The sequence below is a fragment of the Dietzia sp. HMSC21D01 genome (assembly GCF_001815995.1).
Classification (GTDB): domain Bacteria; phylum Actinomycetota; class Actinomycetes; order Mycobacteriales; family Mycobacteriaceae; genus Dietzia; species Dietzia cinnamea.
Genome location: NZ_KV824168.1, coordinates 5508 through 16633 on the forward strand (window position 1 = coordinate 5508; position 11126 = coordinate 16633).

Consider the following 11126-nt stretch of genomic DNA (forward strand, 5'->3'; position numbering starts at 1 on the left):
GAGCCGGTCGGCGAGGTAGACGACCGTCGCGGTCGACCGGTCGGCCAGGTACCCCTGCTCCCCGAGGGCGTCGATGACGTGGTCGATGCTCTCGAAAGCCGGTCGTTGTCCGGTGCGGGCTCGGTCCATGGGGCGGGTCCTCTCGGTGGGGTGATCTGGTGCGAACCGCGCTGATGCGGCCTGCTCGGGCGCGGGCGCCTTACGGCCGCACGTGCCCCTTGCCGTGGGCGATCCACTTCGTGCTGGTGAGCTCCTCGAGCCCCATGGGGCCGCGGGCGTGGAGCTTCTGCGTGGAGATACCGATCTCGGCCCCGAAGCCGAACATCTCCCCGTCGGTCCAGGCGGTGGAGGCGTTGACCATCACCGCCGCCGCGTCGACGCGGGCACAGAACTCGTCGGCCACGTCGATGCTGCGGGTGGAGATGGCCTCGGTGTGGCCCGACGACCAGCGGGCGATGTGGTCGATCGCCTCCTCGACGCCGTCGACGACCTTGAGGGCGATGTCCATGCTGAGGTACTCCTCGCCCCAGTCAACGTCATCGGCGGGGACGAGGCCCTCGCGGTCCCCGTGAACGGTGACTCCGGCCGTTCGGAGGGCGCCGACGACGCGGTCCACGGCGGCGTCGCCCAGGGCGGCGTCGAGCAGCACCGTCTCGGTGGCGTTGCAGACGCTGCAGCGGCGGGTCTTGCCGTTGAGCAGGAGGCTGATCGCCTCGTCGAGGTCGGCGTCCCCGTGGATGTAGAGGTGGCAGTTGCCGGTGCCGGTCTCGATGGCGGGGACCTTGGAGTTCTCCACCACGGCCTGGATGAGGCCCGCGCCTCCCCGGGGGATCACGACGTCGACGAGGCCGCGCGCCTGGATGAGGTGGGTGACCGACGAGCGGTCCTCCGAGGGGAGCAGTTGCGCGGCGTCGACGGGCAGGTCGTGCTCGGCGAGCACCCCGCGCAGCACCTCGACGAGCGCCTCATTGGAGTCGCGTGCCGAGCGGGAGCCGCGGAGGAGCGCCGCGTTGCCCGACTTGAAGGCCAGACCGAACGCGTCGACGGTCACGTTGGGACGCCCTTCGTAGATCATCCCCACTACGCCCAGCGGCACGCGGACCTGACGGAGCTGGAGTCCGTTGGGCCGGGTCGACCCGCGGGTGACGGTCCCGATCGGGTCCGCCAGACCGGCGACCTGACGCAGGCCGCCGGCAATGCCCTCGATTCGGTCGCCGGTCAGGCGGAGCCGGTCGAGCATGGCCTCTCCGGTACCGGCCTCGATCTGCTCGGCGATGTCCGCCGCGTTGGCCTCGAGGATCGTCGACTCCGCCGCCACGAGAGCATCGGCCGCGGCGAGCAGCATCGCGTTCTTCCGGTCGGCAGTCAGCAGCGCCAGCTCGCGCGAGGCGGCGCGGGCACGACGGGCGGCGCCGTGGACGGCGTCGCGCACCGGGTCTGCGGCCGGCCGATCGGCGTCCGTCTGGCCGGCGAGGTCGGGGGCGTCGACGTGGCTGGTGGTCATGCGGGCCAGCTTACCGATCGGTGGCTCGCCGACGGCGCAGGTGACAGACGCGCGCACCTGCACGGACCCCTACGCGCGCACGAGTACCGCGACCATGAAGCCGCTGTCGTCGTCGAAAGGCCGCAGGTCCCAGGTCGACCACCGCTGCTCGACCCGCAGTCCCGCGCGTTCGGCGTCGAGGTCGAACTCTTCCCGCGTCCAGCCGCGGTCGAGCCCGAATCCCACGACAAGCCTGCCGGGCTGCCCGTCGGTGGACTCCGATGCCGGGGCCAGCCGGTCGGCGAGGTTGGAAAGAACGGCACCGCGGTCGGCCGGGTCGACGAAGGCGAGGACGTTGCCGGCCGACACCGCCAGGTCGAAGGGGCCGGCGGCCCAGCCGTCGACGGCGAGGTCGGCGACCTCCCAGGTGGCGTCGGGGCACTGTTCGCGCGCCCGGTCGACGAGGTAGGGGTCGATGTCGACGCCGGTGACCCGGTGGCCGCGGGCGTGGAGGTAGACGCCCATCCGTCCCTGGCCGCAGCCCACGTCGAGGACGCGCGCTCCGCGCGGCGCCATGGCGTCGGCGAGACGCGCCTCGCCGTCGATGTCGACGCCCTCGGCGATCATGTCGTCCCAGCGCCGCGCGTATCGCCGCGAGTGCTCGGGGTCGGCCTCCACGATCTTTTTCCATGTCTGCGCCATGCGGTCCAGTATGGCCGCCGCGGTGCGGCGCTGCCGAGGGCGGTGACGACGGCGACGCCGTCGGGGAGCAACTCGCGGACCGGGGTGTCGAGCCGCCACCGACCGCGCACGACGCCGTCCGCGAGCAGCAGCGTGGTGAACGTCTTGGTGATGGAGCCGATCTCGAACAGCGAGTGCGCGTCGGGGGCCCGTCCCCGCCCCGTGTCGCCGCGTGCGGCGACGTGGGTGCCCCCGGGCGGCCCGGCGGCGACGACCACCCCCACCCGCCGGTGTGCCAGCTGCTCCGCCGCCTGCTCGACCTGTCCCGCGATGCCCCGCCCGTCGCTCGTCACGGCCACCAGTTGACGCCGGTCGGGGTCGGCGCCGCACCCTCGTGTCGTAGTGGTGGGGCACGATGGGCCCATGATCTCGCCGGCGGACCGTCCTCATTCCGACAGCCCGACCGAATCGGATCCCGCGTCCCTGCGGGCGCGGGCCGATGAACTGCTGGGGGCCCTGGCGGGGCCGGGCGCCAGGCTGCGCGAGGACCAGTGGACCGCGATCGAGGCGCTGGTGGCCGACCGTCGGCGCGCACTGGTGGTCCAACGCACCGGCTGGGGCAAGTCAGCGGTGTACTTCATCGCCGCGCGGCTGCTCCGCGAGCTCGGTTCCGGTCCCACGGTGATCGTCTCGCCGCTGTTGGCGCTCATGCGCAACCAGGTCGAGGCGGCGGCCCGGGCCGGGGTGCGGGCGGCGACCATCAACTCGGCCAACATGACCGAGTGGGACGAGGTGCGCGCGTCCGTCCGGGCAGGCGAGGTGGACGTGCTGCTGGTGAGCCCCGAGCGGCTGAACAACCCGGATTTCCGCGACACCGTGCTGCCGGCGCTCGCCGCGGACGCCGGGCTGGTCGTGGTCGACGAGGCCCACTGCGTCTCCGACTGGGGGCACGATTTCCGGCCCGACTACCGCCGGATCCGCACCCTCCTCGCCGACCTGCCGGAGGGGGTGCCGGTCCTTGCCACCACGGCCACGGCCAACGACCGCGTGGTGCGCGACGTCGCCCAGCAGCTAGGCGTCGGCGTGAGCGGCCTCGCGGAGCAGGCTCCGGCCGCTGACGACTCCGCCGCCTCGGACACCCTCGTCCTCCGCGGCGGCCTGGACCGTGAGTCGCTCCGACTGTCGGTGGTAACGATCGACGACTCCGAGACGCGCGCGGCGTGGCTGGTGGAGAACCTCGACTCGCTGCCGGGTAGCGGGATCGTCTACTGCCTCACCGTCGCCGCCGCCGAGGACATGTCCGAGCTGCTCACCTCGGCCGGGCACCGCGTCAGCGCGTACACGGGGCGTACCGACTCCGGCGAGCGGGAGGACCTCGAGCGCGCCCTCCTGGACAACGAGGTCAAGGCGCTGGTCGCCACCTCCGCGCTGGGTATGGGTTTCGATAAGCCGGACCTGGGCTTCGTCGTCCACCTGGGGGCGCCGCCCTCCCCCATCTCCTACTACCAGCAGATCGGCCGCGCCGGGCGCGCGGCCGACAGAGCCGAGGTCGTCCTGCTCCCGGGGCCGGAGGACCGCGCGATCTGGAACCACTTCGCGTCGCTGGCCTTCCCGCCGGAGGACGCCGTGCGGCGGGTCCTCGACGCGCTGGAGCCCGGCCGTCCGCAGTCGACGCAGGCTCTGGAGCCGGCCGTGGATCTCGGCCGGACGCGGCTGGAGATGGTGCTCAAGGTCCTCGACGTGGACGGCGCGGTCCAGCGGGTGCGCGGCGGCTGGGTCTCCACCGGGCGGCCGTGGCACTACGACGCCGAGCGCTACGCGGGTCTGGCGGAGGCGCGGCAGGCCGAGCAGCAGGCGATGATCGCCTACGAGCGCACCGACTCCTGCCGCATGGAGTTCCTGCGCGCGCAGCTCGACGACCCCACCCTCGACCCGGCGTCGCCCGGTTGCGGGCGCTGCGACAACTGCACCGGCGAGCGCCGCACCTCGGACGTCGATTCCGGCGCGCTGACCCGGGCCCGCGAGGCGCTTGAGCGGCCCGGCGTGGTACTGCCGCCCCGCCGGCAGTGGCCCACGGGCCTGGCCAAGCTCGACGTGCCGCTCAAGGGCAAGATCACCGACGGTCCCGCCGAGGGCCGGGCCCTCGCGCGTCTCACCGACCTCGGTCTGGGGCAGAAGCTGCGGGTGCTGCTCGCCGAGCCCGATCAGGACGCGCCCGAGTGGCTGGCCCGCGCCTGCGTGCCGGTCCTGCGCGAGTGGGGCTGGACCGAGCGGCCCACCGGGGTCGTCGCCCTGGTCACCGGGGAGCACCCGCAGCTCGTCGGGGGCCTCGCCGACGCGCTGGCGCGGATGGGGCGCATGGAGCCGCTCGGCGAGCTCACCCGCGACCCGGCGCTGCCGCCGGTGACCGCGCAGAACTCGGCCTACCGCGTGGCGCAGCTATGGGGCACGTTCTCCGGCCCGGCCACGCCCCCGAACGGGCCGGTCCTGCTGGTCACCGACGTGCTCGGCACGGGCTGGACGGTCACCGAGGCGGCGCGCCACCTGCGGGAGTCCGGGGCCTCCGCGGTCCTGCCCCTGGCTGTCGTCACCGCGGGTTAGGCGACCGCCGGTGGTCGACAGGGTGGGCGCCGGCATGGAATCGTCGAAGCATGGTCACTTCGACGAGACTGTCTCCTACGGCTCGGCCGGACTCCTCCACGACCCGGTCTGACCAGTCATGAGCGTCCTGACGGTGGCCGCCCTGGCGCTAGGTTTCGTGCTGCTCATCGGCGGCGGTGAAGTGCTGGTGCGGGGCGCTGGCGGTCTGGCCGCCGTTTTCAAAATCTCCCCGCTGGTGGTGGGACTCACCGTTGTCGCGTTCGCCACCTCGGCGCCGGAACTCGCGGTGAGCGTCGATGCCGCGCTGAGTGGATACCCGGGATTGGCCGTCGGCAACGTCGTGGGCAGCAATATCGCGAACATTCTGCTCATCCTGGGGATGACCGCGATCGTCGCCCCTCTCGTGGCGACGTCCCGGATCGTGCGAGTCGACATCCCCATCATGGTGCTGTTCTCTCTGGTCGTGCTTCTGGTGGCCCTCGACGGCACGATCAGCTTCCTCGACGGTCTGCTGCTCCTCGCCGGCCTCGTGACCTATACGACCGCGACGATCGTCATCGCGCGCAAACAGGATGGAGACCGCGCCACCGAGGCATTGGACGCCCCGGCCGGTGACAGCGCGGGCGAGACGACGCCTACCGGCGGCGAGACCTCGCACCCGGTCCTCCTCAACAGCGCTCTCGTGATCGCCGGGGTGGCGCTGCTCGTGATCGGGGCACGGCTACTCGTCACCGCGGCCAGTGATCTCGCGTCGGCCTGGGGGATGAGTGACCTGGTCATCGGTCTCACGGTGGTGGCCATCGGCACCTCCCTCCCGGAACTCGCCACGAGTCTCGTGGCGGCGATCCGCGGCGAACGCGACCTCGCCATCGGCAACATCGTCGGAAGCAACATGTTCAACATCGGCGCGGTTCTCGGAATGACCTCGCTCATCACGCCGATCGGGGTCGCCCCAGGGGCCATCCGCTTCGACCTGCCGATCATGCTCGCCGTCTCGATGGCTCTGCTCCCGATCGCCTTCACCGGGATGGCGATCAAGCGGTGGGAGGGACTGCTCTTCGCGGGGTTCTACGCCGCGTACGTCGCCTACGTGGTGCTGCAGGCCGCCGACCACGACGCGTTGGATCCGTTCAGCGCCGCCATGCTCTGGTTCGTCATCCCCGTCACCGCGCTGTGGCTGATCGTATTGGCCACCTACGAACTCGGTGTCCGGCGGGGGCGCGGACAGGCCCGCGGCCGGCCCGTCGCGAGAGACGACGGCGGCCGCGAGGGCGGTTGAGGGGAGGCGGCCCCGCATCGGCCGCCGGACGGCTCAGACCTCCCGCGCCATCGCCCGTCCGGCCTTCATGCCGGAGAAGATGCACCCGCCGAGGAACGTGCCCTCGAGTGAGTTGCAACCATGAACGCCGCCGCCACCGAATCCCGCGACCTCACCGGCGGCGTACAGCCCCGGGAACGGCTCGCCGGCGGGAGTGAGGCACTGTGAGTCGAGCGTCGTCTCGATCCCGCCGAGGGTCTTGCGCGTCATGAGGTGCACTTTCACCGCGATCAGCGGGCCACCCGAGCCGGCGGCCGAGCCCTTGCCCGGCCCGGAGTCCGCGAGCAGGCGGTGCGGCTTGGCCAGGCGGGTGAGCTTGTCGGTGAGCACGCGCCGCGAGTTGTGGATCGCCTGGACCTGGGCGTCCTTGGCGAACGGGTTGTCCATCTGCCCGTCCATCGCCAGGACGAACTCCCGCACCTTCTCCACGTCCAGCTCGGGCTCGCCCTCCCGCAGCAGCGAGTTCATGCCGGCGACCATCTCCTCGAGCGTGTCCGCCACCACCCAGTCGACGCCCTTCTCGGCGAAGTCGGCGATCGACGGGGGAAGGCCGCTGCCCGCCTTGGACGCGAACTTCCGGATGCTCTTGTCGGTCAGCTCGGGGTTCTGCTCGGAGCCGGAGAGGATGAACTCCTTGCCGGCGATCGCCGAGTCGAGGATGAACCACGAGTAGTCCTGGCCGGCTCGGCGGATCGCCTCGATGGACGCCGTGGTGTGGAAGCCCGGGAACAACGGCACGGGCATCCGGTCGCCGTTCGCGTCGAGCCACAGGGTGGACGGTCCCGGGATGATGCGGATCGCGTGCGAGGGCCACACGGGCGCGAAGTGGGCCACGCCCTCGGTGTAGTGCCACATGCGGTCCCGGTTGATGAGGTTCGCACCGGACCGTGCGGAGATCTCCAGCACCCGCCCGTCCACGTGCTCGGGCACACCCACGATGAGGTCCTTCGGCACGTCGCCGAGCCGGTCGGCGGGCCAGTACTTCCGCACCAGGTCGGGGTTGCCGCCGATGCCCCCGGAGGCCAGCAGCACGGCCTTCGCCCGGAACTCGAACTCCCCGGTCTCCTCCCGGGGGGACGCGACGCCGCGGTCGTAGTCGCAGGGCGCCAGTGTCGCGCCCCGCACGCCCACGGCGCGGCCGTCCTCCACCACGATCTCGTCCACCCGGTGGCGCACCGCGAAGCGGACCAGGCCGGCGCGGGCGGCATCGCGGACGGGTTCCTCGAAGACGCGGACCACCTCGGGCCCGGTCCCCCACGCCACGTGGAAGCGAGGGACGGAGTTGCCGTGCCCGTTCACGTCGCCGCCGCCACGCTCGGCCCAGCCGACGGTGGGGATGATCCGCAACCCCAGGTCGTGCAGGTACCGCCGCTTCTCCCCCGCGGCGAACTCGACGTACGCACGCGCCCACTGCCGTGGCCAGTGGTCCTCGGGGCGGTCGAACGCGGCCGAGCCGAGCCAGTCCCGCCACGCGAGTTCGAGCGAGTCCTTGATGCCGATCCGCCGCTGCTCCGGGGTGTCCACGAGGAAGAGCCCGCCGAGGGACCAGAACGCCTGCCCGCCGAGGTTCTTCTCGCTCTCCTGGTCCACCACCAGCACCTTCTTGCCCGCGCGCGTCGCCTCGTAGGTCGCCACGAGGCCGGCCAGGCCGTGCCCCACCACGATGACGTCCGGGGCGAAGCCCGGCTCGGGCGCGGGCAGAGGTCCGGCGTTGGCGGCGCGGGACGTCGACGGCGGCTGCCACGACGGGTAGACGGGGCGGACGGGCCGGGCCTCGCCGGTGGTGCGTGCGGAACGGGACGCGGAACTGGTCATGGGTCCAGTGTGCCCGGTCACTCCAGCAGGTGGCGCAGGTATCGCTCGGGCGCGTCGAGGTAACGCCGGTAGTGGTCGACCATCGCCAGGTCCTCCCATCGCGCCCGGTGCATCCCCTCGTCGGAGAGCTCGTACACCGCGGCGCCGGGGACCGAGGCGAGGATCGGCGAGTGGGTCGCCATGAGCACCTGCGCGCCGTGTCGGTCGGCCAGTTCGAGCAGCAGCGCCACCAGTCGGAGCTGCGCGTCGAACGACAGGCCCGCCTCCGGTTCGTCCAGGACGAACAGGCCGCCGCCGTCGAACCGGGAGGTGGTGAGGATGTCCCAGAACGCCTCGCCGTGGCTGCGCGAGTGAAAATCCCGCTCGGGGCCCGAGGACTGCAGGTAGGTGAACATGCCGTGCATGGTCTCGGCGCGCAGGAAGTAGCCCCACCGGGACGCGGCTCCCCCGCGGACCAGGCGCAGGTCCGAGTTCAAGGGCGACTCCGACCGCCATGTGACGTCCCGGCCGTGGACGGACCCGCCCTCGGCTCCCAGACCGAACGCCATGGCGACGGCCTCGACGACCGTCGACTTGCCGGCGCCGTTCTCGCCGACCAGCACGGTGAGATCGTCCAGCTCGAGCCCGTCGCGCAGGAGCTGCGCGACCGCCGGGATGGAGTACGGCCACTGGTCCGCCGGCCGGGGGAGGTCGGGGTCGGGGTCGGCCACCACCCGGACGACCGGGCGGGGGTCCAGGACACGGTCTCGGCTCACCCGGCCACGGTACCGTTGCGCTCATGCGGATCCACCAGATGAACTGCGGGACGTTCGCGGGTGTGGCCCCCACGCGCGTGCTGCTGGTAGAGGCGCCGGGCGGCCTCGTGCTGGTGGACTCGGGGATCGGGCTGGCGGACATCGCCGACCCGGCCGGTCGCCTCGGCGCCGCGCGCCACGTCCTGCGCCCGGCACTGCGTGAGCGCGAGACGGCGGTCCGCCGCATAGAGGCCCTGGGCCTGGATCCGCGGGACGTGCGGCACATCGTGCTCACCCACCTGGATCTCGACCACATCGGCGGCCTCGCCGACTTCCCCGCCGCGCAGGTGCACGTCTCGGCGCAGGCCCTGACGTGGGCGGTGCGCACGCCGCGCTTCCTGGAGCGTCGGCGTTACCGCCGCCGCCAGTGGGAGCACGGGCCGCGCTTCACCGAGTACTCGTTCGGCACCGACCGGTGGGAGGGCTTCCGGGTGCACCCCCTGGACCATGTCGCCGAGGGGATGCTGCTCGTGGACCTGCCGGGTCACGCCGTCGGGCACGCGGGGGTGTTCGTGCCGGGGCGCGGCGGAGACCCGTCCGCGCCCGGAGACGGCGACGACGACAAGGACGTCCTCCACGCGGGTGATGCCTTCTACCACCGGGGCCAGGTCGGCTCGATGGGCCGGGTGCCGGCGTGGGTCCCGGTCGCCGAACGCGTCATGGCCCTGGAGCCGGCCGCGGTCGCGGTGACGCACGCCCGACTCGCCGGGGTGGCCGCTCGCCGCGGCGACACTCTGGACATGGTGTGCGCGCACGACCCCTCGGGGCCCGGAGGGCTCTAGATGGTCCGCGTCCGCGACACCGCCTGGACCCCGGCCGAGCGCACCCGGCCGGATCCCGACCTGCCCGAGCGTGCCGACGCCCTGGCGGAGCTGATGCACGGCCGCCGCACGGTCGTCCTCACCGGCGCGGGCATCTCCACGCCCTCGGGCATTCCCGACTACCGCGGGCCCGACTCGCCGGGTCGCACCCCGATGACCTACCAGCAGTTCGTCGGTGACGCCGCGTTCCGCCGTCACTACTGGGCCCGCAACCACCTGGGCTGGCGGCATATGGAGGCCGCCCGCCCCAATGCCGCGCACATGCTGCTTGCCCGGTGGGAGAGGTGCGGCGCCGTCCCGGGCGTCATCACACAGAACGTGGACCTGCTCCACCTCAAGGCAGGCAGCCGGCGGCTGGTCGACCTGCACGGCACCTACGCGGTGGTCACGTGCCTCGACTGCGGGCTCCGCCAGAGCCGATGGGCCCTGCACGAGCAGCTGGACCGTCTCAACCCCGGCTTCACCGAACGCGTCGCGACCCGCGGCGCGATCGAGATCGCCCCGGACGCCGACGCCGTCCTCACCGACACCGCGGACTTCCGGATGGTGGACTGCCCGCGCTGTTCCGGGGTGCTCAAGCCCGACATCGTCTACTTCGGCGAGAACGTCCCCGCGCACCGCGTGCAGGAGGCCAACGCCCTGGTGGACGGGTCCGACCTCGTCGTCGTCGTCGGCTCGTCACTAACGGTGCGCTCCGGCTACCGGTTCGTGCGACGCGCGGTGACCACCGGCACGCCCGTCGCGGTGGTCAACCGCGGCCGCACCCGCGCGCACGACGAGGCCACCCTCACGATCGACGGCGACTGCGTCGAGGTCCTCACCCGCGTCGATCGGGCGCTCGGCGCGTAGACGGCGGGCGACGGCGAGCACCGCCCGCCCGGACCCCGGGGTGCGGTCGCTGTGCGGGCCGCCACAGGCGCACACTGGAACCATGAGCACAGATCTGGACCCCGCCGCCGCGCTGGACCGACTCCTCACCGGCAACCGTCGCTACGTCGACGGCGCCAACCTCCACGCGCACCAGGACCCCGCCCGCCGTGCCGAGCTCACGGGCGAGCAGCACCCCTTCGGCATGGTCTTCGGCTGCGCCGACTCGCGCGTGCCCGCGGAGGTCGTGTTCGACCAGGGCCTGGGCGACCTGTTCGTCATCCGCAACGCCGGCCACATCGTCGACCCCTCCGTCCTGGGCTCGATCGAGTTCGGCGTCGACGTCCTCGGCATCCCGCTCACCCTCGTACTGGGGCACACCTCGTGCGGCGCGGTCGGCGCCACCATCACCGCGGTCGACTCCCACTCCACCCCGTCGGGCTACCTGCGCGACGTGGTCGAGCGCATCGCCCCGGCCGTGTTCGAGGCGCGGCGCGACCCGGACGCCGGGTACGACGACGTGGTGATCGAGAACGTCCGGCAGACGGTCACCGCGATCCGCGAGAAGTCCGCGGCCGTCGACCGCGCGATCACCGAGGGCCGCACGGCGATCGTCGGCGCGATCTACAACCTCGAGGCGGGGACCGTCACACCGGTCCACACCGAGGGCAGGGTCAACGGGGGCTGATCCCTCCGCGGCGCGCGCGGACCGGCGGCCCGGCTCGCGGCGGCTCGGCAGCCCGGCG

The 11126-nt window shown here is 72.6% G+C and carries 10 protein-coding genes and 1 pseudogene; 5 read left to right on the forward strand and 6 right to left on the reverse strand.

Annotated features, from left to right (window positions below; all coding sequences use genetic code 11):
- From HMPREF3086_RS19740 to HMPREF3086_RS17330, 4 genes and pseudogenes are all read right to left on the reverse strand, one after another.
- Positions 1–129, reverse strand: a pseudogene (locus HMPREF3086_RS19740) (MoxR family ATPase); the annotation flags it as partial.
- A gap of 70 nt (positions 130–199) precedes the next feature.
- Positions 200–1504, reverse strand: a complete 1305-nt coding sequence (locus HMPREF3086_RS17320) for a glutamate-5-semialdehyde dehydrogenase (protein WP_109148416.1) — start codon at positions 1502–1504, stop codon at positions 200–202.
- 69 nt (positions 1505–1573) lie between these two features.
- Positions 1574–2185, reverse strand: a complete 612-nt coding sequence (locus HMPREF3086_RS17325; protein ID WP_061915655.1) for a class I SAM-dependent DNA methyltransferase — start codon at positions 2183–2185, stop codon at positions 1574–1576.
- The gene (locus HMPREF3086_RS17330; RefSeq protein ID WP_232303091.1) at positions 2107–2517 is read right to left on the reverse strand and encodes a serine hydrolase; all 411 of its coding nucleotides are present in this window, start codon (positions 2515–2517) and stop codon (positions 2107–2109) included. Before HMPREF3086_RS17330 ends, HMPREF3086_RS17325 begins: the two co-directional genes overlap by 79 nt.
- Before the next feature lie 70 nt (positions 2518–2587).
- Between HMPREF3086_RS17330 and HMPREF3086_RS17335 the strand changes: the two genes are divergently transcribed.
- Positions 2588–4765 carry a RecQ family ATP-dependent DNA helicase gene (locus tag HMPREF3086_RS17335; RefSeq protein ID WP_061915661.1) on the forward strand — a complete coding sequence of 726 codons (2178 nt, stop codon included), beginning with the start codon at positions 2588–2590 and terminating at the stop codon, positions 4763–4765.
- Between the two features lie 118 nt (positions 4766–4883).
- Entirely contained in the window at positions 4884–6044 is a 1161-nt protein-coding gene (locus HMPREF3086_RS17340; protein ID WP_061915664.1) for a calcium/sodium antiporter, read from the forward strand.
- 33 nt (positions 6045–6077) lie between these two features.
- Here the strand turns inward: HMPREF3086_RS17340 and HMPREF3086_RS17345 are convergent, their stop codons facing one another.
- On the reverse strand, positions 6078–7898 hold the full coding sequence (locus HMPREF3086_RS17345) for an FAD-binding dehydrogenase (RefSeq protein ID WP_109148408.1): 1821 nt from the start codon (positions 7896–7898) through the stop codon (positions 6078–6080).
- 17 nt (positions 7899–7915) lie between these two features.
- Entirely contained in the window at positions 7916–8653 is a 738-nt protein-coding gene (locus tag HMPREF3086_RS17350) for an AAA family ATPase (RefSeq protein ID WP_232303092.1), read from the reverse strand.
- 23 nt (positions 8654–8676) lie between these two features.
- Here HMPREF3086_RS17350 and HMPREF3086_RS17355 point away from each other — a divergent pair, with 23 nt between their 5' ends.
- From HMPREF3086_RS17355 to HMPREF3086_RS17365, 3 genes are all read left to right on the forward strand, one after another.
- Entirely contained in the window at positions 8677–9474 is a 798-nt protein-coding gene (locus HMPREF3086_RS17355) for an MBL fold metallo-hydrolase (RefSeq protein ID WP_061915667.1), read from the forward strand.
- A complete protein-coding gene (locus HMPREF3086_RS17360; RefSeq protein ID WP_070723173.1) occupies positions 9475–10362 on the forward strand; it encodes a Sir2 family NAD-dependent protein deacetylase in 888 nt (295 codons plus the stop codon).
- An 82-nt stretch (positions 10363–10444) separates the two neighbouring features.
- A complete protein-coding gene (locus HMPREF3086_RS17365) occupies positions 10445–11068 on the forward strand; it encodes a carbonic anhydrase (RefSeq protein WP_070723176.1) in 624 nt (207 codons plus the stop codon).
- Positions 11069–11126: the final 58 nt, after the last annotated feature.

Coding starts and splice junctions, on each gene's coding strand:
- HMPREF3086_RS17320 (WP_109148416.1), bottom strand. CDS start 1,504: ATGACCACCAGCCACGTCGACGCCCCCGACCTCGCCGGCCAGACGGAC.
- HMPREF3086_RS17325 (WP_061915655.1), bottom strand. CDS start 2,185: ATGGCGCAGACATGGAAAAAGATCGTGGAGGCCGACCCCGAGCACTCG.
- HMPREF3086_RS17335 (WP_061915661.1), top strand. CDS start 2,588: ATGATCTCGCCGGCGGACCGTCCTCATTCCGACAGCCCGACCGAATCG.
- HMPREF3086_RS17340 (WP_061915664.1), top strand. CDS start 4,884: ATGAGCGTCCTGACGGTGGCCGCCCTGGCGCTAGGTTTCGTGCTGCTC.
- HMPREF3086_RS17345 (WP_109148408.1), bottom strand. CDS start 7,898: ATGACCAGTTCCGCGTCCCGTTCCGCACGCACCACCGGCGAGGCCCGG.
- HMPREF3086_RS17355 (WP_061915667.1), top strand. CDS start 8,677: ATGCGGATCCACCAGATGAACTGCGGGACGTTCGCGGGTGTGGCCCCC.
- HMPREF3086_RS17360 (WP_070723173.1), top strand. CDS start 9,475: ATGGTCCGCGTCCGCGACACCGCCTGGACCCCGGCCGAGCGCACCCGG.
- HMPREF3086_RS17365 (WP_070723176.1), top strand. CDS start 10,445: ATGAGCACAGATCTGGACCCCGCCGCCGCGCTGGACCGACTCCTCACC.